This window comes from Lactobacillus sp. WILCCON 0058 (assembly GCF_057198005.1).
The window spans coordinates 1424996-1447377 of the sequence record NZ_JBUBHM010000001.1 but is presented as its reverse complement, the minus strand read 5'-3'; the positions used below and the strand labels follow the sequence as shown (position 1 = coordinate 1447377).

The following is a 22382-nucleotide window of genomic DNA, read 5'->3' as shown; positions in this document are numbered from 1 at the left end:
AAAATTTTGCCAAAAAACTTAACACCTATCCAAGAAGCAATCGAACCGGTCATTAGCGGTCATGACTGTGAACTTGTTGATTTGGAATATGTCAAGGAAAAGAGTCAAGACTATCTGCGAATCTACGTGGACAAGCAGCCAAACGGGATTGACATCGAAACGATTGCGGAGCTGAGTGAGTTGGTTGGAGAAAAATTGGACTCAATGCAGCCAGATCCGCTGCCAGACCCGTACATCTTGGAATTGTCCTCACCGGGCCTGGAAAGACCGATCAAGAAGGAGCAGGACTGGGAAAAGGCCAAGGGCCAGTACATCCACGTCGGCCTCTACCAAAAGTTGGAAGGCGAGAAGGTCTTTGAAGGTCATTTGCTTGACCTGGACGACCAGGAGATTAAACTGGAAATCAAGATCAAGACCCGGCGCAAGCAGCTGACTATTCCGCGCAAGCAGATCGCCAGCGCCCGTTTTGCAATCGAATTTTAGAAAGAGTGATCCAAAACTTATGTCAAAAGAAATGCTGGAAGCCTTTGACGTCTTGGAAAAGACCAAGGGCATCAAACAAGACGTTATCGTTGAAGCCATGAAGGCCGCTTTGGCCGCTGCCTACAAGAAGAACTACGGCCAGGCTGAAAATGTTGAAATCGACTTTAATGAAAAGAAGGGCGATTTCAAGGTCATGGCTTTGAAGACGGTAGTTGACGAAGTGCAAGACGACCGGGTGGAAGTCAGCTTGAAGGATGCCTTGGCCATCAACCGGGCTTACGAAGTTGGCGACACGATCAAGTTTGAAGTTACCCCAAAGAACTTCGGCCGGACCGCGGCGGCTACGGCCAAGCAGGTCGTAATGCAGCGCCTGCGTGAAGCTGAAAATGCCCACATCGTCAATGAATACTCTCAATATGAAGATGAGCTGGTTACCGGGACGGTTGAAAGAACTGACAACCGTTTCGTTTACGTCAACATCGGCAATGTTGAAGCAGTCATGGACATCAAGCGCGACACTATTCCAGGTGAACACTACAACCCACAAGACCGGGTCCGCGTCTTGGTAACTAAAGTCGGTGCTGACGGCAAGGGGGCCCAGATCCGGGTATCCCGGACTGCCCCTGACGTAGTCAAGCGGCTTTTTGAACAAGAAGTACCTGAAATCTTTGACGGCACGGTGGAAATCATGTCCATTGCCCGGGAAGCCGGCGAAAGAACCAAGATTGCCGTTAAGTCCAACGACCCGAACATTGATCCAGTTGGTACCTGTGTCGGCCCGCGCGGCAGCCGGGTGCAGAACGTGGTCAATGAACTGGGTGGGGAAAACATCGACATCGTTCAGTACGAAGAAGACCCATCTGACTACATCGCCAATGCCTTGAACCCAGCTGAAGTTATCGCTGTTCAGTTCGAAGACGAAGACGATGAAAAGAAGGCCTTCGTGATCGTGCCGGACTACCAGCTTTCCCTGGCCATCGGCAAGAAGGGGCAAAACGTCCGCCTGGCTGCCCGCTTGACTGGCTACAAGATCGACATCCGGCCAGAGTCAGAAGTCGAATTTGTTGACGAAAGCGAAGTAGAAGACGAAACTGAAGTAGCAGAAGATCAAGACCTGGGTCAAGCAGAAGCTGCAGATGAACAAGCAGAGACTGAAGCTGACGAAAGTGCAGAAGCTGAAGAAGCGGAAGACCTGGATCTTGACGAAGAAGAATAGGTGATTTCCTTGAAAAAGAGAAAAATCCCCATGCGGAAGGACTTGTTGACCGATACGATGCAGCCGAAGAAGGATCTGGTCAGAATCGTTGTTGACAAGGAAAAGAATGTTTCTGTTGATCCAAGTGGCAAGAAGCCAGGCCGCGGTGCTTATGTGTCCTTAGAGCCAGAAAAGATCGCTGCTGCCCGTAAGTCAAAGGTGCTGGAACGCAGTTTGGGCGTGAAGGTCGCCGATGAATTTTACGACGAGCTCTTCGCTTACGTGGACCACCAGAAGGCAAGAAAAGAATTATTTGGTGATCAAAAATAATTAACAACCGAGAGAAAGCCTTAAATTTGCTTGGTTTGGCAACCCGGGCCGGAAAGACGGTTTCGGGCACGGACATCGTTTTGGCCAAATTGAAGAAGGGCAAGCTTAAGTGCGTTATCATCGCGAATGATTTAGCAGAAAACAGCCGGGGCGAGATCGAAGCTGCTTTGAAGGCCCACCCAACTCCATTGCTGGACGTCTTCACGGAAGCTGAACTCAGCCAGGCTGTAGGTAAGAAACGCAAAGTTTTGGCATTAACAGATCGTGGTTTTGCGAAAGCCTTGCTGGATAAGATTAAAGAAGGAGTGTGATCTAATGACCAAGAAACAAGAAAACGAAACTTCAAAGGAATTGGGCATGGATAACAAGAAAACCAGCGGCAAGTCTGGTAAATTAAAGATTTCAGTCAGTGCTATTCGCAAGGGCGAAAAGAAGACTGAAGGCAAGAGACCAAATTCCCGCCGCCGGGCAAACAACCACTCTAACGACCACAGCAAGCGCCGCCGGCCAGCAGCCCAAGATTTGCTGAAGGATCTCAAGCAAAAGCAACGGGCTGATGAAGTCCGCTTGGACCAGGAAAGCAAGGCTGCCAAGCAGGAATACAAGAAGTCCTTAAGCAAGGCTGCTGCCAGCGAAAGCAAGCCGGTTGTGAGGAAGGTCGAAAGTGCCGACAAGGCAGCTGAAACTGCAATTGAAGCACCAAAGGTCCGCGGGCCAAAGATCTTGAAGCCATCCCCAGCCCGCCTTAAGCAAAACCAGGCAAGCAGTGAAAAGCCTGCTGCCAAGTCTTCATCTTCTCGCCGGCCAAGTTCCCGGCCAAGCTTTACTGAAGCGCCAATGCCTGAAAACAAGGATAACCGCCGCAGAAACAGCGGCAAGCCTGGCCGCAAGGGGCAAAATGCCTATGCTGACCAAGGCCGGGGCGCAAACAGCGACCGCAGCGAACGGCGCAAGCGCAAGAACAAGAAGCACCAAAATGCGCCACAAGTCAAGAAGCAGGTTACCCAAAGAAAGGATCGTCCGCTTCCAGAAAGCTTTGAATACGAAGTTGGCATGAACGCGCAAGACCTGGGCAAGATCCTCCACCGGGAACCAGCTGAAATCGTGAAGAAGCTCTTCATGCTGGGGATCATGACCAACCAGAACCAGTCTCTGGACAAGGACACGATCGAACTGCTGGCGGCTGACTACGGTATTGAAGCCGTGGAAAAGGTCCACGAAGACATTTCCGACATCGACAACATTTTTGCCCAGGAAATGGAAGAGTCCAAGAACTCTGAAAACCAGGTTGTCCGTCCGCCAGTCGTAACCATCATGGGTCACGTCGACCACGGTAAGACCACCTTGCTGGACCGCCTGCGCCACACCCGGGTTTCTGAACACGAAGCCGGCGGGATCACCCAGAACATCGGTGCCTACCAGGTCCGGATCAACGACCGTTTGATCACCTTCCTGGACACCCCAGGTCACGCGGCCTTCTCAAGCATGCGGGCCCGCGGGGCGGAAATCACCGACATCGTCGTTTTGATCGTTGCCGCTGACGACGGGGTTATGCCGCAGACCATCGAAGCCATCGACCACGCCAAGAGCGCGGGCGTGCCAATTATTGTGGCCATCAACAAGATGGACCGGCCAGGTGCCAACCCTGCCCACGTTACTGAACAGCTGATGCAGTATGAACTGATTCCAGAAAACTATGGTGGTTCAACCATCTTCGTCAACATCTCAGCTAAGACCGGGATGGGGATTGACGAACTTTTGGAAAACATCATCTTGGAAGCCGACATGCTGGAACTGAAGGCTGACCCGAAGCAAAAGGCGATCGGTACGGTTGTCGAAGCTCGTTTGTCCCGGGGCAAGGGTCCAGTTGCCGACGTCTTGATTCAGCAGGGTACCCTGCGGATTGGTGATCCAATCGTTGTCGGTGACACCTTCGGCCGTGTCCGGACCATGACCAACGACAAGGGCCACCAGGTCAAGAAGGCTACGCCATCAATGCCTGTTGAAATTACTGGTTTGAATGACGTGCCGGAATCAGCCGACAAGCTGGTTGTCTTTGATGATGAAAAGACTGCCCGCGCGGTTGGTGAAGCCCGGGCCCAGCAGTCTCTGCAAAAGCAGCGTGAAAATGTTCAGCACGTTACTCTGGACAACCTCTTTGACACGATGAAGCGGGAAAGCATGAAGTCTGTCGACATCGTTTTGAAGGCTGACGTGCAAGGGTCTGCTGAAGCCTTGGCCCAATCCTTCCAAAAGATCGACGTTGAAGGCGTCCGGGTCAACATTATCCACTCCGGCGTCGGGGCCATCAATGAAAGTGACGTTACCCTGGCCAGCGCTTCAAACGCCTTGATCATCGGCTTCAACGTCCGGCCAACGGCAACTGCCAAGAGCCAGGCTGCTCAAGAAGGCGTCGACATCCGCCTTTACAGCATCATCTACAAGGCTATCGATGACGTTAAGGCCGCTATGCAAGGGATGCTGGAACCAACTTACGAAGAAAAGGTTATCGGTAACCTGACTGTTCGCGAAACCTGGAAGGTATCCAAGATCGGGACCATCGCTGGTGCCTTTGTCGACAACGGCTACGTTACTAGAGAATCAGGCATCCGGGTTATCAGAGACGGCGTGGTCAAGTACGACGGCAAGGTTGCCTCACTGCGCCGGTTCAAGGATGACGTCAAGGAAGTCAAGGCAGGCTTTGACTGTGGTTTGACCATTGAAAACTTCAACGACATCAAGGAAGGCGATGAACTGGAAGCCTACGAAATGCAGGAAGTTAAGCCAGGTTAACAGGAGGCTGAAATGAAGCACAGAAAAGGACGGGTTGAAGGCGAAATCCTGCGGGAACTGACCAAGATCATCCGCAAGAACATCCGCGATCCCCGGGTCAGCGACGTGACTTTTACCGCCGTGGAGTGCAGCAATGACTTTTCATACGCGACTGTCTACTACAGTCTGCTGACTGAAGATGAACAGGCGCAAAAAGAAGCGGAAGCCGGCTTGGAAAAGGCTAAAGGAACCATGCGGCACTTGCTCGGCCAGAGCTTGACCATGTACAAGGTTCCGGAACTGATTTTCAAGCGGGACCAGTCCGTGATCTACGGCAGCAAGATCGACCGTTTGCTTGCTGACTTGAAGAAGCAGGAACAAGATCGCCAAAACTAGCAAAAAGCGCCTTCGGGCGCTTTTTTGCGTATAAAGAAGAGGAGAAAAAGATGTTCAACGGAATTATCGTAATCGACAAGGCAGCGGGCATGACCAGCGGGGATGTGGTTTATAAGCTGCGCCGGCTCTTAAAGCAAAAGAAGATCGGCCATGCCGGAACCCTGGACCCGGAAGTCACCGGCGTTTTGCCGGTAGCTCTAGGTCAGGCAACAAAATTGATTGAGCTGATGCATGAGCGGCCAAAAGCTTATGTTGGTGAAGGCATGCTGGGCCTGGCAACTGATTCTTATGACCTGGAAGGGAAAGTTTTGGCGGAGAAAGCCCTGACTGAGCCGGTCAGTGACCAGGCCATCAAAGAGGCCATGCAGTCTTTGACTGGGGAAATCGTCCAGCAGCCGCCAATTTATTCCGCGGTCAGAGTCAATGGCAAGCGGCTCTACGAATATGCCAGAGAAGGGATTCCGGTTGAGCGGCCCAAGCGGTCTGTCCAGGTTTTTCGCTATGACTTGACGCGGCCAAGCCAGTTTGACCCAGAAAAAGGCCGGCAGACTTTTTCTTATGAAGTTGAATGTTCTAAGGGGACCTATGTCCGCAGCCTGGTCAACGACCTGGGCGATAAATTGGGCTTGCCGGCAGTGATGACCAAATTGCGGCGGACGGCCAGTTCTGGCTACAAACTGCAGGACGCGGTCACTTTGGAAGAACTGGCGGAGAATTTGGACCATGCTGAAGATTATATTCAGCCAATCGACAGCTTTTTTGCTGACTACCCGCAATTTGAATTAGACGATGCCTTATGGCAGCAGGTGAAAAACGGGGCCTGGATCAAACTCCCTCTTGATGCAGGCAAGGTCGCTTTGCGGTATAATGAAAAGGTTAAAGCGATTTACCGGGCCAAGGGACAAGGTCTCTACTGCCCGGACCTAATGCTTTTAAGTAATGAGTAATTGAGGGATTAAGTTTGAAAGTAATAAATCTAAGCTATCCGTTCAAGAAAGAACTGACGGCCGGCAAGGTTGTCCTGGCCCTGGGCTTTTTTGACGGAGTTCATATCGGCCACCAGAAGTTGATCAAGGAAGCCCGGATAATTGCAGATGAGAAGGATCTGCCATTGATGGTGCTGACCTTTGACCGCCATCCCAAGGAGGTCTACGCCGGGGTCAAGGACTTTGAGTACTTGAACAGTCCGGAGGAAAAGGCCTACGAAATGTCCAAGATCGGGGTCGACTACCTGGTGATTCTCAAGTTCACTCCGGAATTCAGCCACCTGGCTCCCCAGGCCTTCGTTGATGAGATCATCATGGGCCTTAAGGCAGACACGGTTGTTGCCGGCTTTGACTACAGCTATGGCCCAAAGGACGTGGCCAACATGGAAAATCTGCCGGTTTTTGCCAAGGGCCGCTTTGACATCAAGGTGGTGCCAAAGCAGATTTTTGCCGGGGAAAAAATTGGCTCAACCGAAATCCGTAAGGCTATTAAAAGCGGCAATCTCCGCTTGGCTACAGAATTGTTGGGTCACCCGTATCTAACTAGCGGCAAGGTCGTCCACGGCTTCAGAAACGGCCACAAGCTAGGCTTTCCAACCGCGAATCTGGAATTGGCCTGGCCAAAAGTGTTGCCGAAAATCGGCGTCTACGCGACCATGACCCAGGTGGGGGACAGCTGGTACCAGTCGATGACCAGCGTCGGCTACAATGTCACTTTCAATGATGAGAAGAAGATTTACATCGAATCCAACATCTTTGATTTTGACCAGGACATCTATGGCGAGCAGATCACCATTGCCTGGTACAAGTACTTGCGCGGGGAAGAAAAGTTTGCCGACATGGAAGCTTTAAGCGAGCAGCTGAAGCTGGACCAGGTCGCCAGTGAAAACTATTTTAGTTCCTTAATTGGACAGTAAAAAACGGTCTTTGAAAAGAGACCGTTTTTTTGCGGGATTTTTTTAGCATTCTCCTTGACTAACTGCTAATTTCTTGTTAATCTATACCATGTTAGCACATGAAAGATGTGAGTGCTAAAAGTGAGGGCGATGTTATGTTGACCGAACGTCAAGAACTTATTCTCAAGACAATTATTCAGGACTTCACCAAGACGCATGAGCCGGTCGGCTCAAAGACAGTCATGAATCAATTGCCGATTAAAGTGTCCAGCGCGACTATCCGCAATGAGATGGCGGTCCTGGAAGAGCATGGCTTGATTGAAAAGACCCACTCCTCCAGCGGCCGGGTGCCATCGACTGAGGGTTACCGCTACTACCTGGACAATTTGGTGCAGCCCCTGCAGCTGCCGGAAGAAATTTACAATCAAATTGGCTACCAGTTTGACCAGCCGTTCAACCAAGTGGACGAGATCGTCAAGGAAGCTGCCAAGATCCTGTCGGACTTGACTGACTACACGGCCTTCGCTGAAGGCCCCGAAGTCAAGAATGTCAGCATTACGGGCTTCAGAATCGTGCCCCTGGCACCCCGGCAGGTCATGGCAATTCTGGTAACCAGCGATGGCAGTGTCAAGAACCAGCTTTACACCTTGCCGCGGCACATCTCAGGGGATGAAATTGAACAAGCTGTCCGCTTGATCAACGACCAGCTGGTCGGCAAGAATTTAAGCGAAATCAACAAGCAGACCTTTGAGCAATTGTCCAGCTCTAATATCGTCGGCAAGAATGCTCCGGAATTTCTGGAGCTTCTGGAAGCCGTCATTAAAGACGCGGCAAGTGAGCAGCTGTACGTTGACGGTCAGCTGAACCTGCTCAATAATACAGAAAACAGCGATTTAAAAGACATCAAGTCGCTTTATGAACTGATCAATTCCAGCTCTTTAGCTGATGAACTGATCGATCTGAGTGACAGTCCCGGCCATTATCCAGTTCATGTCCGCTTAGGGACGGAATTGCAAAACGACCTGCTGAAGGATTTCAGCCTGGTGACGGCTGAATACAGCGTCGGCCGCTATGGCCGGGGAACGATCGCCCTCTTGGGGCCGAGAAATATGCCTTACTCGGAAATGATTGGCTTGATGGAATACTTCCGCCAGGAACTGGCCCGCAAGTTGTTAGATTACTATGGCAGATTTAAATAAGGAGGTTTGTCGTGAGCAAAGAAGAATTTCCAAGTGAGAAGGATTTGCCGCAAGAAGACCAGGAAAAGCAAGCCAAGCCAGCTGAAGCTGACAAGGCAGGCGTAAAAGAAGACAAAAAGGTAAGTGGCGACAAGGAAAAGGCTGACAAGGCAGCTGATTCAGAACTGGACCAGCTCAAGGCTGAAGTTGCCGCTTTGACCCAGAAGAACAAGGACCTGGAAGACAAGTACTTAAGAAGCGAAGCTGAGATTCAAAATGCCCAGCGCCGCTACAGCAAGGAAAGAGCCAACCTGGTCAAGTATGAGTCCCAGCGCTTGGGCAAGGATATCCTGGCCAGCGTGGACAACTTGGAAAGAGCCCTCCAGGTCAAGGCCGACGACGAGGCTTCCAGCCAGCTGAAGAAGGGGATCGAAATGACCCTGGAAGGCCTGGTCAGAGCCTTGAAGGATAACGGCATTGAAGAAATCAAGGCTGACGGTGAAAAGTTTGATCCGACATTGCACCAGGCGGTCCAAAGCGTACCGGCTGAAAATGATGATCAAAAAGACCATGTCGTCCAGGTCCTGCAAAAGGGCTATGTCTACAAGGACCGGACCCTGCGGCCAGCCATGGTTGTGGTTGCCCAGTAAGGCAATTTTTTAACAAAGCAATAAACAAGCAAAAATAATACAAAGGAGATAAAAGACAATGTCTAAAGTTATTGGGATTGACTTAGGTACCACCAACTCAGCAGTTGCGGTTTTGGAAGGCAAGGAACCAAAGATTATTACCAACCCGGAAGGCGCCAGAACTACCCCTTCAGTAGTTGCCTTCAAGGACGGCGAAATTCAAGTCGGTGAAGTTGCCAAGCGGCAAGCCATCACCAACCCGAATACTATTGTTTCCATCAAGCGGCACATGGGCGAAAGTGACTACAAGGTCAAGGTTGGCGACAAGGCTTACACCCCACAGGAAATTTCAGCCATGATCTTGCAATACATCAAGAAGTTCTCAGAAGACTACCTTGGTGAACCTGTAACTGACGCGGTTATCACTGTTCCAGCCTACTTCAACGACGCACAACGGCAAGCAACCAAGGATGCCGGCAAGATCGCGGGCTTGAACGTGCAACGGATCATCAACGAACCAACTGCTTCAGCTTTGGCCTACGGCTTGGACAAGGATGAAGACGACGAAACTGTTTTGGTTTACGACCTTGGTGGTGGTACTTTCGACGTTTCCGTTTTGCAATTGGGCGATGGCGTCTTCCAAGTTCTGTCAACCAACGGTGACACTCACCTGGGTGGGGACGACTTCGACAACAAGATCATCGACTGGCTGGTTGACGGCTTCAAGCAAGAAAACGGCGTTGACCTGTCCAAGGACAAGATGGCAATGCAGCGTTTGAAGGACGCGGCTGAAAAGGCCAAGAAGGACTTGTCAGGCGTATCTTCAACCCACATTTCTCTTCCATTCATCTCCGCTGGTGAAGCAGGTCCTCTGCACCTGGAAGCAGACCTTACCCGGGCTAAGTTCAACGAACTGACTGATGACTTAGTGCAAAGAACCAAGATCCCATTTGACAACGCCCTGCGTGACGCTGGCCTGTCAGTTGGCGACATCGACAAGGTCATCTTGAACGGTGGTTCAACCCGTATTCCAGCTGTCCAAGAAGCCGTAAAGAAGTGGGCTGGCAAGGAACCAGACCACTCAATCAACCCAGACGAAGCCGTTGCTTTGGGTGCCGCAATCCAAGGCGGGGTTATCTCCGGTGACGTTAAGGACATCGTTTTGCTTGACGTTACTCCGCTTTCCCTGGGTATTGAAACCATGGGCGGGGTCTTCACCAAGCTGATCGACAGAAACACCACGATCCCAACTTCCAAGAGCCAGATTTTCTCAACTGCCGCTGACAACCAGCCAGCCGTTGACATCCACGTTCTGCAAGGTGAACGGCCAATGGCAGCTGACAACAAGACTTTGGGCCGCTTCGAACTGACTGACATTCCAGCTGCTCCACGTGGCGTGCCACAAATCCAAGTTACCTTCGACATCGACAAGAACGGTATCGTTAATGTTTCTGCCAAGGACATGGGGACTGGCAAGGAACAAAAGATCACCATCCAATCAGCTTCAGGTCTGTCAGACGAAGAAATCGAGAGAATGAAGAAGGAAGCTGAAGAACACGCTGACGAAGACGCGAAGAAGAAGGAAGAAGTCGACCTCAGAAACGAAGTTGACGGCTTGATCTTCCAAACCGAAAAGACTTTGAAGGAAGTTGACGGCAAGCTCGCAGACAGCGACGTTCAACCAGTCAAGGATGCCCTGGAAGACTTGAAGAAGGCTCAAAAGGACAACAACCTGGACGAAATGAAGGAAAAGAAGGACGCTTTGAGCAAGGTTGCCCAAGACCTGGCTGTCAAGCTCTACCAGCAAAACGCCCAAAACCAGCAAGGCCAAGGCGGTCAAGCAGGCCCAACTGACAATGGCTCAAATGGCGCAAGCGGCGACACTGTTGACGGCGACTTCACCAAGGTAGACCCAGACAAGTAAAGCGACTATAATTAAACAAAAGGAGAAGAACTGCTTGATGTAGTTCTTTTCTTTTGTTAGTAAAAGGAGCAGTAATAAACAGATGGCAGCAAACCGTGACTATTATGACGTCTTAGGCGTGAGCCGGGATGCCAGTGACGCAGAAATCAGCAAGGCCTACCGGAAGTTGGCCAAGAAATATCACCCGGACTTGAACCACGAAGCAGGGGCAGAAGAAAAGTACAAGGAAGTCAATGAAGCTTACGAAGTGCTTCATGACCCGCAAAAGCGGCAGCAGTATGACCAATTTGGCCAGGCTGGCATGAACGGCCAGGGCGGCTTTGGCGGCCAGTACGGTGGTCAGGGCTTTGGCGGAGCTGATTTTAGTGACTTTGGTGACATCTTCAACAGCTTCTTTGGTGGCGGCGCCCGCCAGCAGGTAGACCCGACCGCTCCGCAGCGGGGGGCTGATTTAGACTACACGATGACGATCGACTTTATGGACGCCATCAAGGGCAAGACCAGTGAAATCAGCTACAGCCGGTCAACCACCTGTGAAGTCTGCCATGGTTCTGGGGCTGAAAAGGGGACCCACCCAATCACCTGCGACAAGTGCGGCGGCAGCGGCATGATGACTATTACGCAAAGAAGCGTTTTGGGCATGATCCAGCGGCAGACGACCTGTGACAAGTGCGCGGGCAGTGGGGTCATCATTCAGCATCCATGCCAAAACTGCCACGGCAAGGGGGTCAAGACCCAGAAGCAGACCCTGCAGGTCAAGGTGCCAGCGGGCATCGACAACGGCCAGCAGATCCGCCTGGCCGGCCAAGGCGAAGCCGGCAAGAACGGCGGCCCTTACGGGGACCTCTACATCGTCTTCCGGGTGCGGCCAAGCAAGGACTTCACCAGACGTGGCCAGACCATCTATACGACCGTGCCGATTTCCTTTGCCCAGGCAACCTTGGGTGACGAAATCAACGTCAAGACGGTTTACGGCGACACGAAACTGAAGATTCCGGCCGGCACCCAGCCGAACCAGAAGTTTACTTTAAAGGACAAGGGTGTTCCGAGCCTGCGCGGCGGCAGTTCTGGCGACCAGGTAACCACGGTTGAAATCGTGATTCCGAAGTCCATCAATGAGGCCCAGCGCAAGGCCTTGCTGGAATTCGTCAAGGCCAGCGGCGGCTCCATTGCCCCGCAGGAAAAAGGTTTCTTTGAACGCTTGAAGGAGAAGCTGAGCTAATTTTTTAAAGCAATTTAAGGAGGCAGTCTGAGAGGACTGCCTTTTTTGATGACTGGGAAAAGACAAACGGGCCAATTTCGGGTATAATTGTTTAGTACTTTAGTAAGGATGCGAGAAAATATATGGACTTAGAAAAATTAAAAGACTACCAAAAGCACATCCGCAATTTTTCAATCGTGGCCCACGTTGACCACGGCAAATCAACGATTGCCGACCGGATTTTGGAACTGACGGACACGGTTTCCAAGCGGCAACTGAAAAATCAAATGCTGGATGACATGCCCCTTGAACGCCAGCGGGGGATCACCATCAAGATGAACTCGGTGCAGGTCAAGTACCACGCCAATGACGGGGAAGACTACATTTTCCACTTGATTGACACCCCAGGTCACGTCGACTTCTCCTATGAAGTTTCCCGGTCCCTGGCCGCCTGTGAAGGGGCTGTCCTGGTCGTTGACGCTTCCCAGGGTGTCCAGGCCCAGACCCTGTCAAACACTTACCTGGCCCTGGAAAACGACTTGGAAATCCTGCCTGTTTTAAACAAGATCGATCTGCCTAGTGCCGACCCGGACATGGCCAAGAGCGAAATCGCTGACATGCTGGGCTTAGACGCCAGCGACGCCGTAGAAGTTTCCGGCAAGACCGGGGCAGGGATTCCGGAACTTTTGGAAAGAATCGTGACCGACATCCCAGCTCCGACCGGGGACTTGACCAAGCCCCTCAAGGCCTTGATCTTTGACTCCAAGTACGATGACTACCGGGGGGTGGTCATGTCAGTTAGAATCGAAGAAGGTACGGTCAAGCCGGGTGACGAAATCATGATTATGAACACCGGCAAGAAGTACGAAGTAACTGAAGTGGGCGTCTCCAGCCCTCACCCGGTTAAAGAAGACATCTTGATCGCCGGGGACGTTGGCTACATCACCGCCAACATTAAGTCCGTCCGGGAAACCCGGGTCGGGGACACGATCACCAGCGCTGAAAATCCAACGGCAGAAGCCCTGCCAGGCTACCGGCAGATCCCGCCAATGGTTTACTCTGGTATGTACCCAACTGACAACCGGGATTATGATGACTTGAAGGAAGCCCTGCAGAAGTTGCAGCTTAACGATGCTTCTTTGGAATTTGAGCCGGAAACTTCCCAGGCCCTGGGCTTTGGCTTCCGCTGCGGCTTTTTGGGCCTTTTGCACATGGACGTCGTTCAAGAGCGGCTGGAGCAGGAATTTGACCTGGACCTGATCATGACAGCACCGTCAGTTGACTACCACGCTATCATGCCAAACGGGGAGGTCAAGTTAATCGACAACCCGGCTGACCTGCCAGATGCAGGTGAATACAAGGAGCTGCAGGAGCCTTACGTCAAGGCGGAAATCATGGTGCCAAATGATTTCGTCGGGGCTGTAATGCAGCTGTGCGAAGGCAAGCGGGGCGAGTTCCAGACTATGGACTACCTGGACAAGTACCGGGTCAACGTGATCTACGAAATGCCCCTGGCTGAAATCATTTACGATTTCTTTGACCAGCTCAAGTCCTCAACCAAGGGCTACGCTTCTTTGGATTATGAAATTATCGGCTACAAGGCCACCAACCTGGTCAAGATCGATATTCTCTTGAACAAGGAACCGATCGACGCCTTGAGCTTTATCGCCCACCGCGAAGAAGCCAGAGACCGGGCTGTCCAAATGTGCAGCCTCTTGAAGAAGCTGATCCCGCGGCAAAACTTCCAAGTCGACATCCAAGGGGCAATCGGGTCCAAGATCATTTCCCGGGCCACGATCAAGCCTTACCGAAAAGACGTTACCTGGAAGATCCACACCGGTGACCCGGACCGGCGGGCCAAGCTTCTGGAGAAGCAGAAGCGGGGCAAGAAGCGGATGAAGTCAGTTGGCCGGGTGGAAGTGCCTCAAGATGCCTTCATGGCAGTTTTACGGATGAATGACGATGACATCAAAGGCAAATAAAAATAGAAAAGACCACCCAGTCCGGCGGATTATTCTGCGCGTAGTTGCCGTAATCCTCTTTTTGCTGGGCCTGGCTTTGGTCTTTAACCAGCAGATCAGCGCGTTTTTTGTCAAGCAGAACCAGACAGCCGCTTTAAAGGGCCTGACCCGGGACCAGATCGTGCAGAACCAGAAGAAGAAGGGGATGTACGACTTCAAGAAGGTCAAGTCAATCGACTTTGCCCAGACGACCCGCAGCCGGGTTAAGAATACGGCTGGCGCTATTGGGGCAATTTCCATCCCCAGCGTCAAGCTCTACCTGCCGATCATGAAGGGGCTGTCGGATTCGGCCATGTCAACTGGGGGCGGCACCATGCGGGCTGACCAGAAGATGGGGAAGGGAAACTACCCTTTGGCTGGCCACTATATGACCGATAAAGGCGCCCTTTTTTCACCCCTTGAGCGGGTGAAGCTGGGCAGTATGGTCTACTTGACTGACTTAAAGAAGGTTTACGTTTACAAGATCTACTACAAGAAGGTGGTTGATCCCAGCGCTGTCTGGCTGGTTGCCAACACCAAGAAAAAGATCGTGACCTTGATCACCTGTGCTGATGGCGGGACTAACCGCTGGTCTTTAAGAGGCAAACTGACGGCGATCAAACCTGCCAGCAAGCAGAATTTGGAGATGTTTAAACTTCGATGAAATGGCAAGAAAGAACAGCTGCTCCTTTGGCAAGCAGCTTGGTTGAGGAATTCCAACTTAGCCCGTTAACGGCTAAGTTGTTTTCTTTGCGGGGAATTGACAGCGAAGAAAAAATCGACTACTGGCTCCGCGCCACTGAAAATGACCTGGCTGACCCTTTTTTGATGCATGACATGGACAAGGCTGTGGGCCGGATCAACCAAGCCTTAGATGAGGGCGAAAAGATTACCATTTACGGTGACTATGATGCTGACGGGATTACCGCTACGGCGATTATGACAGAAATGCTGTCAATCATGGGGGCTGACGTCCATTATTTCATTCCTGACCGCTTTAAAGACGGCTACGGGCCAAGTCTGGACCGCTACAAGGAAATTGTGGCCGATGGGACCAAATTGATCATCACCGTTGACAACGGGGTAACCGGGATTGAAGAAGTTGCTTATGCCCAGTCCCAGGGCGTTGACGTGATCGTTACCGACCACCACACCTTCAAAGACGAGATGCCAGATGCCTATGCCCTGGTGCACTGCAATTACCCGGGCCAGGCTTATCCTTTTGACGACTATTGCGGGGCCGGGGTGGCTTATACCATCGCCCGGGCTGTCTTAGAAGACACGGCCAGCGAATTTTTGGAATTGGCCATGATCGGGACTATTGGGGACATGGTCAAGGTCTCCGGTGAAGGGCATATTATCGTCAAGCGGGGCCTGGAGATGCTGAATGAAAGCTCCCGGCCAGGCTTAAGAGCCCTCATTCACAATGCCGGCCTTACTCCGGGGATGATCGATGAAGAAGACGTTGGCTTCAGCATTGCCCCGCGGCTAAACGCCTGCGGGCGCCTGGCAGATGCCAGCCTGGCCGTAAGGCTGCTTTTGGCGGAAAGTCCGGGTGAGGCCCAGGAATTGGCTGACCAGATCGAAAAACTGAACAATGAGCGAAAAGAGTTGACCCAAGCGACCATGCAGGCGGCAGAAGCCCAAATCAAGACCCGGGGCTATCAGAAAGACGCGACTCTGACTCTTTACGATCCTGCCTGGCATGAAGGGGTCATGGGGCTGGTAGCCAACAAGGTGGTTGAAAAATACCACAAGCCGACCTTGATGCTGACGAAAAACGAAGCCGGCATAGTCAAGGGCTCTGGCCGGTCCAGTGAAGGCTTTAACCTTTTCAACGCCTTAAAGCCTTTTGAAGGCAAGTCCATTACCCAGTTTGGCGGCCACGACTTTGCCTGCGGCCTGTCGACGACAGAAGAAAAATTGAATCAGCTGCGCCAGGACTTTAACCATAGCTTTAAGGCAGGGGAGAAGGCTCCGGAAAAGGTCCAGGAATATGATGGCACGATCAGTCCTTTGGACGTTGATTTGACCAGCGTTTATGACCTGGCCCAGGCTGGGCCTTTTGGCACGGACAACCCTCAGCCGGTCTTTTTGCTTGACAAGCCGCAGATCTCTGGCTTCCGCCCCATGCGGAAGGGCTGCAGTTTCCAGGTGGGCCCGGTCAGGGCGGTTGATTTTGACCATGGCTTAAACCAAACCATTTTGCCTTACCTGCAGCAGATGCTGGTCAAGCTTGCTTCTAACACCTTTAAAGGCAAGACGAATGTCCAGTTCCGGATCGTTGACCTGCATTACGGACAGTCCCTGTATGCTCAGCCGGCCCGGGTCGTTGACTTCCGCGGCCAGGAGACCTTGCTCGGCTTTGCTGACAAGTATCTCTTGTTTGATGAGAAAAATCTCACCCAGGCCATGAACCATTTTGGTATCAGCAAGGAGCAGATTTCCCTGGCCAAGGACAATGAAGACCTTAGCCAGCAGATCGTGTCTGTTCTTGACGTGCCAGCCAATGAAGCCCAACTCAATTTTGTCCTGGCAAAACAATACCGGCAGCTTTACCTCCGCTTTCAGCTGGATCAGCTGCCAGGAGAGGCTCTGCCCAGCCGGGGAAATTTTGGCCTGGTCTGGCAGTACTTTTTGGCCCACCCAGGGCTAAAGCCGAATGATTACATGCAGGCTGCCAGCCAGCTGGGGATGGATCCGGACAGCATCATGTTTATTTTGAGGGTGTTTTTTACCCTTGATTTTGTTAAAATGGAAGAGGACAGATTGCTCCCTAAGCCGAGTCCGGCAAAGAAGTCTTTGGACGATTCAGCCTACTACCGGTCAGTGAAAGCAGAATATGCCTTCGTTAACAAATTACGAACAATCTCTTCGAATGAATTAATTCGCTATGCCAATGGTCTAGCAAATGGAGGATTACAAAATGTCAATTGATTTTAAGAAGTACATTGCCAGCATCAAGGACTTCCCGAATGAAGGGATCATCTTCCGGGACATCACCCCGATCCTGCAAGACGGCGAAGCCTTCGCGGCAGCTACTCACGAAATTGCTGAATACGCCAAGAGCAGGCAAGCTGACGTGATCGTCGGACCAGAAGCCCGGGGCTTTTTGGTCGGGACTCCGGTAGCAATCGAACTGGGTATCGGCTTCGTGCCAGCCCGTAAGCCCCACAAATTGCCACGTGAAGTCGAAGCCGCGGCTTACGACCTGGAATATGGCTCAAACGTGCTGGAAATGCACAAGGATGCTATTAAGCCTGGCCAAAGAGTAGTCATCTGCGACGACTTGATGGCTACGGCCGGCACCTTGCACGCTACTAAGGAATTGATTGAACGCTTGGGCGGGAAGGTTGTTGGGGCAGCCTTCTACATCGAACTGACTGACCTTAAGGGCAGAGAAAAGTTCCCTGACGTGGACATCTTCTCCCTGGTTCAATACAGCGGGTCTTAAGCGCTGAAAAAGAAGAGACAATTAGAAAAACGGCTTTTACGAAAAGGTAAAAGCCGTTTTTATTTGTATTAAAAATTAAAAGTAAACTACTGCAGCTGGTCCAGGTGGTCCAGGTGCTCGGTCATCGCGTCGATGATCTGCACGATATCCTGGTCGTTGATGGAATAGTAGACAAAAGTGCCTTCTTTGCGCTTTTGCACGAAATCATACTGCTTCAAAATGCCCAGCTGCTTGGAAATCACTGGCTGTGAAACGCCCAGGTGGTCAACTATCGCGGAAACCGGGCTTTCGCCATGAGTTCTCAAGTAAAAGAGAATGTGAATCCGCAGGCTGTTGCCCAAGACCTTGAAGAGGCGGGCCGCCTGGTCGATCAGTTCTTCATGTGTCATGAGGGCCTCCTTTCCAGTTATCCCCCTTGATTATATATCATTTTTGGTATATAGTGTAGGTATGATGAAACATACCAAAAACGATATATATTCTAGATTGCGCAGGTACAAATCATGAAAGACCAATCTTCTAAAAGATATTTGTGGGTAACAATTTTCAATGTCGTCATCACCGCCGCGGAAATTGTCGGTGGGATCGTCTCCGGTTCCCTGGCCCTTTTGTCAGATGCCTTGCATAACTTGAGTGATGTCATCTCAATTATTGTGGCCTTTGCGGCCAATTTGATTGCGAAAAAGAGCAAGGATCAGCATAAGACTTTTGGCTACAAGCGGGCTGAAACTCTGGCAGCTTACACCAACGGCCTCTTCTTGCTGGTCATCAGCATCTATCTCTTTATCTCAGCCATCCAGCGCTTCAGCAAGCCTGAGCCGATTGAAGGGGGAGTCATGTTCATCGTCTCCCTGGTTGGCTTAGCCGGCAACTTGATCTCCATGCTGATTTTAGGCAAGGGGAGCAAGGAAAACTTGAATGCCCGGGCTCTTTTTTTGAACATGATGTCGGACACCTTATCCAGCGTTGCCGTCGTTGTGGGCTCACTCTTGATCTACTACCAGAACTGGACCCTGGTGGACCCGATTTTGACTATGGCCGCGGCAATTTTCCTCTTGAAAGAGGCTTTTGAAGTCACCAGAGACTCAGCAAATGTTCTGATGGAAACTAACCCTAACCTGGACCTGGCTGCCATCGAAAAGGCGGTTTTGGCCTTTAAGGAAGTAAGACAGCTCCACCACCTGCATGTTTGGCGCTATTGCGACGACACCATCATGCTGGACGCCCACATTGTCGTTGACTCTGGTCTTACCGCCAAGCATATTGAGGAGCTTGATGAAGAGCTTGCTGCTTGCTTGAAAGAAAAATTCGGCATTAACCACGTCACCCTGCAGGCAGAATGCAGCCGGGGGTTGGATGAGGACCTTTTGTCAACCAACAAGGAAAATTAAGAAATAATGAGCTAGCTTTAGAAAATGAGGAAATAGGGGCAAAAAGCTTGATTTCAGCAGGTGTTTTGCCTTAGGAGAATTAAAGTTAGCGAAAAATAGCAAGAAAATGAAAATAATTTTAAAAGGCCCTTGCCAACTTTCAGAAAGAGTATTATAGTTACTTCTATAAAAACTAGTGATTGAATTTTTAGGAGGTAATATCATGGCTAAAAAAGATCTCGATTGGGCAAATATCGGCTTTGGCTATCATCAAACCGACAAGCGATACGTGGACTATTTCCACGACGGCGCCTGGGAAGGCGGCAAGCTGATCGATGACCCAAACGTTGTTTTAAATGAATGTGCTGAAACCCTGCAATACGCCCAACAGGTTTTTGAAGGGATGAAGGCCTACACCTGGAAGGATGGCTCTGTTGTTGTTTTCCGGCCAGACCAAAACGCGGAACGGATGTACAACTCTGCTAAGCGGATCGAAATGGAGCCTTATCCAAAGGATAAGTTTGTTGATGCCATCGACCAAGTAGTCAAGGCTAATGTTGACTGGGTACCGCCATACGGCTCAGGCGCGACTCTTTACCTGCGTCCATACGAAATCGGCACGACCCCAATCATCGGCGTTGCTCCGGCAACTGACTACATGTTCAGAATCTTTACGACTCCTGTTGGCCCATACTACAAGGGCGGGGCTACTCCAGTTGCCGTACAAGTTGCGCAATACGACCGTGCCGCACCTCGCGGGACTGGTCACGTTAAGGCCGCTTTGAACTATGCCATGAGTTTGAAGGCGACTGTTACTGCCCACCAGGCTGGTTTTGCTGAAAACATGTACCTGGACCCAGCTACTCAAACCTACATTGAAGAAACGGGTGGCTCAAACATTATCTTCATCGACCAAAACAACCACTTGGTCGTTCCTAAGTCAAATTCAATTTTGCCATCAATCACTAGACGCTCCATTGTATACTTGGCTGAACACTATCTCAACTTGACGGTTGAAGAAAGAAAGGTCCGCTTTGACGAAGTTCCATCCTTCAAGGAATGTGCTTTGGTCGGCACGGCTGCCGTATTGTCACCAGTTGGCCGCATCGTCAACGGCGACCAGGTCATCGACCTGCCATCAGGCATGGACAAGCCAGGCAAGTTCATGGAAGAGCTTTACAACACTTTGACTGGCATCCAAAACGGGGAAGTCGAAGCCCCAGAAGGCTGGATCCACCACGTGATGTAAAATCATCAATAAAAATATGATAAAAAATAGCAGTTTTGCAACTGCTATTTTTTTATTGCTTTGGCCAGGGGGAGAAACTGTTATAATAAAAGCTAGTCAAACTAGCGAGGTGGAATGATGAACAAATTTTGGAACCACATTGATCAGAAGTATTTTAAGATTGCCCTCTACTGTCTGGGCACGGTCTTTGCCGGTCTCTTCATCCTGCTTTTGGCCTATGAGTCAACTGGCTTCTGGGTCAGGGTAGGCAAGATCCTGGCGGCGATTGCCCAGCCTCTGACCTATGGCCTGGTTTTAACCTATCTCTTGCTGCCTTTGACCAACTTCTTTGACCGGAAGTTTTCCAAAGGCAGCAGCCGGGGAGCAGTGGCGACAGCCAGCCGGTCAGCCGCGGTAGCCTTGACCCTGCTCTTGCTTTTGCTGGTTATTTTACTGGCCGCGACAGCGGTTTTCGTAACTTTTTCAAAGCAGCTGAGCCATTTCAGCCTGGACAGCCTGCAAAGTCTTTATGACCAGCTGAAGGCCCAGTACAGCAGCTTTATCAACGAAATCATGGCCTACCTGCAAAAGCAAGGCTGGTCGACTAGCGGTATGGTTTCCTACCTGCAAAAAGGGGTTGGCAGGGTAACTGGCTTTTTGAGCGACTTCTTCTTCGGGGTGATTTTTGCCATCTACTTCCTCTACGACGGCCAGCGGATCGCGGCTTACTGGAAGAGAAACCTGGGCACCCTCTTAAACAGAAAAGTCATCAACGGGATCAAAGTCTTCCTGGCTGACGCTGACCGGGCCTTCTCTGGCTATATCAGAGGGCAGATCGTCGACGCTTTTATCGTTGGCCTCTTGGTCAGCCTGGCCATGCTGATCGCCAAGGTCCCATATGGCCTTTTGATCGGACTGGTGACCGGACTGGGGAACCTGATCCCCTACTTTGGCCCGATTTTAGGCTATGGGATGGTAATTTTAGCCTGCACCCTCAGCCAGAACATGACGGCCCTGATCGTGGGGATGATCATACTTTTGCTGATCCAGGCGATTGACGGCAATATTCTCAACCCCAAGCTTTTATCTTCAGCCATCCATATCCACCCTCTGTACGTTATTGCCTGCGTGATTGCCGGCGGGGCCATGGGCGGCTTTGTCGGGATGCTGATTGCCGTCCCAATGGGGGCCTTGCTGAAAACTGAATTCGAGCGCTTGATTGCCTACCGGCAAAAGCAGCTGGACAAAAGCAAGCAGGTAAGGGAAGATTAATCAGCAAGTAGAAAAAACTAACAGCAAAGTAAAAGGACTCGCGAAAGCGGGTCCTTTTTGACAGATTAAACAGTAATAAGTATCAAGCATTTAGTATTTAGTAGTTAGTTAAGTTTGCCTTACTGGCCATTAGCCAGCTGGACTTTTTTGAGGCCCGCAGCCTGCCGAACCAGGTTGCTGATTCTCTGCCGCTCTGCCAGGGTGATGTGCTGGTAGGAGACTCCATCTTGGTTAAAACCGCTCCCGTGGGTGTAGTCGGTTTCCAGCTGGTCGCCGCTGGCCAGGTAAGACTTGGCCATCTGGGTCAAGTCACTGAAAGTCAAATCAGTTCTGACCTGGCTGGAGACAGAATTAAGGAAGGCAGGCTTTAAGAGGCTCTGGACATCGGCTCCGCTCTTAATAATGGCGGTCAAAACCTGTCTTTGCCGTTTTTGCCGGCCGTAGTCGCCTTTAGGGTCGTCATAGCGCATCCGGCAGTATTCCAGGGCCTTGTCCCCGTTCATGTGGGTCGTCACGCCCTTTTTGTAGCTGTAGCCTTCGTAGTCAAAGCTCATGAGGGGAGTGATGTCGACTCCGCCCAGCTGGTCGATGATTGACTTCATCCCGCCCATATTGATCAAGGCATATGCATTGACAGGGATCTTGAAATACCGATCCAAGGTTTGGCTGAGTAGCTTGACCCCGCCATAAGTATAGGCGGCATTGATTTTAGAAGGGGAGTATTGGGGATATTGGGGGAAGTTGACCTGGAAGTCCCGCTCGATGCTGACGATGGTTGACTTCTTGGTCTGGGGGTTAAGGACCAAGACCATGATGGAGTCGGTCCGCCCCTTGTAGTCCCGGCCCAGGGCCCCGGTGTCAGTTCCCATCAAGAGGACGACCAGGGGCCTGTTTTTCTTTAAAACTTCCTCCTTGCTGCCATTTTCAGCCGCCTTTAAGCCGCTTTTTTGGTAGGACCGGCTTACGGCTCTTTCCACATTGAAGTAGCTGTAGGCCAGCATGCCGGATAAGATGACCAGCAACAGAATTGCCAGACTCATGATGATTCTAAAAATTCGCTTACGCATT

The 22382-nt window shown here is 51.2% G+C and carries 21 protein-coding genes; 19 read left to right on the top strand and 2 right to left on the bottom strand.

Annotated elements, in window-relative coordinates; genetic code table 11:
- Window positions 1–6: 6 nt before the first annotated feature.
- The 16 genes from rimP to ACYVUU_RS06625 all read left to right on the top strand — a co-directional run bounded on the left by rimP (window position 7) and on the right by ACYVUU_RS06625 (window position 17444).
- Entirely contained in the window at window positions 7–483 is a 477-nt protein-coding gene (gene rimP, locus ACYVUU_RS06700; protein ID WP_439776086.1) for a ribosome maturation factor RimP, read from the top strand.
- Between the two features lie 19 nt (window positions 484–502).
- Complete coding sequence (gene nusA / locus ACYVUU_RS06695) at window positions 503–1699, top strand: transcription termination factor NusA (RefSeq protein WP_439776085.1); 1197 nt, start codon at window positions 503–505, stop codon at window positions 1697–1699.
- Window positions 1700–1708: 9 nt separating this feature from the next.
- Window positions 1709–2008, top strand: coding sequence for an RNase P modulator RnpM (rnpM, locus tag ACYVUU_RS06690; RefSeq protein ID WP_072551267.1), 300 nt, complete (start codon window positions 1709–1711; stop codon window positions 2006–2008).
- 26 nt (window positions 2009–2034) lie between these two features.
- Window positions 2035–2319: a L7Ae/L30e/S12e/Gadd45 family ribosomal protein gene (locus tag ACYVUU_RS06685; RefSeq protein WP_484500408.1), complete on the top strand. Its 285-nt coding sequence runs from the start codon at window positions 2035–2037 to the stop codon at window positions 2317–2319.
- A 4-nt stretch (window positions 2320–2323) separates the two neighbouring features.
- Window positions 2324–4801, top strand: a complete 2478-nt coding sequence (gene infB / locus ACYVUU_RS06680; protein ID WP_484500407.1) for a translation initiation factor IF-2 — start codon at window positions 2324–2326, stop codon at window positions 4799–4801.
- A 12-nt stretch (window positions 4802–4813) separates the two neighbouring features.
- On the top strand, window positions 4814–5176 hold the full coding sequence (locus ACYVUU_RS06675) for a ribosome-binding factor A (protein ID WP_270447765.1): 363 nt from the start codon (window positions 4814–4816) through the stop codon (window positions 5174–5176).
- 50 nt (window positions 5177–5226) lie between these two features.
- Window positions 5227–6123 carry a tRNA pseudouridine(55) synthase TruB gene (truB, locus tag ACYVUU_RS06670; RefSeq protein ID WP_484500406.1) on the top strand — a complete coding sequence of 299 codons (897 nt, stop codon included), beginning with the start codon at window positions 5227–5229 and terminating at the stop codon, window positions 6121–6123.
- 14 nt (window positions 6124–6137) lie between these two features.
- Window positions 6138–7079, top strand: coding sequence for a riboflavin biosynthesis protein RibF (gene ribF, locus ACYVUU_RS06665; protein WP_484500405.1), 942 nt, complete (start codon window positions 6138–6140; stop codon window positions 7077–7079).
- Window positions 7080–7213: 134 nt separating this feature from the next.
- On the top strand, window positions 7214–8257 hold the full coding sequence (gene hrcA, locus ACYVUU_RS06660; protein ID WP_439776080.1) for a heat-inducible transcriptional repressor HrcA: 1044 nt from the start codon (window positions 7214–7216) through the stop codon (window positions 8255–8257).
- An 11-nt stretch (window positions 8258–8268) separates the two neighbouring features.
- Entirely contained in the window at window positions 8269–8886 is a 618-nt protein-coding gene (gene grpE, locus ACYVUU_RS06655; RefSeq protein ID WP_484500404.1) for a nucleotide exchange factor GrpE, read from the top strand.
- Window positions 8887–8944: 58 nt separating this feature from the next.
- Window positions 8945–10789 carry a molecular chaperone DnaK gene (gene dnaK, locus ACYVUU_RS06650; RefSeq protein WP_439776078.1) on the top strand — a complete coding sequence of 615 codons (1845 nt, stop codon included), beginning with the start codon at window positions 8945–8947 and terminating at the stop codon, window positions 10787–10789.
- Between the two features lie 82 nt (window positions 10790–10871).
- The gene (gene dnaJ / locus ACYVUU_RS06645) at window positions 10872–12011 is read left to right on the top strand and encodes a molecular chaperone DnaJ (protein ID WP_484500403.1); all 1140 of its coding nucleotides are present in this window, start codon (window positions 10872–10874) and stop codon (window positions 12009–12011) included.
- Window positions 12012–12133: 122 nt separating this feature from the next.
- Window positions 12134–13972 (top strand): translation elongation factor 4, encoded by a 1839-nt coding sequence (gene lepA, locus ACYVUU_RS06640; RefSeq protein WP_484500402.1) that lies wholly within the window; start codon window positions 12134–12136, stop codon window positions 13970–13972.
- Window positions 13953–14654: a class A sortase gene (locus tag ACYVUU_RS06635; RefSeq protein ID WP_484500401.1), complete on the top strand. Its 702-nt coding sequence runs from the start codon at window positions 13953–13955 to the stop codon at window positions 14652–14654. The genes lepA and ACYVUU_RS06635 overlap by 20 nt, the downstream gene beginning before the upstream one ends.
- The gene (gene recJ / locus ACYVUU_RS06630; protein ID WP_484500400.1) at window positions 14651–16927 is read left to right on the top strand and encodes a single-stranded-DNA-specific exonuclease RecJ; all 2277 of its coding nucleotides are present in this window, start codon (window positions 14651–14653) and stop codon (window positions 16925–16927) included. Before ACYVUU_RS06635 ends, recJ begins: the two co-directional genes overlap by 4 nt.
- Window positions 16917–17444: an adenine phosphoribosyltransferase gene (locus ACYVUU_RS06625; protein ID WP_439775577.1), complete on the top strand. Its 528-nt coding sequence runs from the start codon at window positions 16917–16919 to the stop codon at window positions 17442–17444. The genes recJ and ACYVUU_RS06625 overlap by 11 nt, the downstream gene beginning before the upstream one ends.
- An 86-nt stretch (window positions 17445–17530) precedes the next feature.
- Here ACYVUU_RS06625 and ACYVUU_RS06620 read toward each other — a convergent pair whose 3' ends face one another.
- The gene (locus tag ACYVUU_RS06620; protein WP_439775576.1) at window positions 17531–17833 is read right to left on the bottom strand and encodes an ArsR/SmtB family transcription factor; all 303 of its coding nucleotides are present in this window, start codon (window positions 17831–17833) and stop codon (window positions 17531–17533) included.
- A gap of 114 nt (window positions 17834–17947) precedes the next feature.
- Between ACYVUU_RS06620 and ACYVUU_RS06615 the strand changes: the two genes are divergently transcribed.
- From ACYVUU_RS06615 to ACYVUU_RS06605, 3 genes are all read left to right on the top strand, one after another.
- Window positions 17948–18835, top strand: a complete 888-nt coding sequence (locus tag ACYVUU_RS06615) for a cation diffusion facilitator family transporter (protein WP_484500399.1) — start codon at window positions 17948–17950, stop codon at window positions 18833–18835.
- 202 nt (window positions 18836–19037) lie between these two features.
- Window positions 19038–20063, top strand: coding sequence for a branched-chain amino acid aminotransferase (locus ACYVUU_RS06610; RefSeq protein ID WP_484500398.1), 1026 nt, complete (start codon window positions 19038–19040; stop codon window positions 20061–20063).
- Window positions 20064–20180: 117 nt separating this feature from the next.
- A complete protein-coding gene (locus ACYVUU_RS06605) occupies window positions 20181–21314 on the top strand; it encodes an AI-2E family transporter (protein WP_484500397.1) in 1134 nt (377 codons plus the stop codon).
- Between the two features lie 119 nt (window positions 21315–21433).
- Here the strand turns inward: ACYVUU_RS06605 and ACYVUU_RS06600 are convergent, their stop codons facing one another.
- Window positions 21434–22381, bottom strand: coding sequence for an LCP family protein (locus ACYVUU_RS06600; protein ID WP_484500396.1), 948 nt, complete (start codon window positions 22379–22381; stop codon window positions 21434–21436).
- Window position 22382 lies beyond the last annotated feature (1 nt).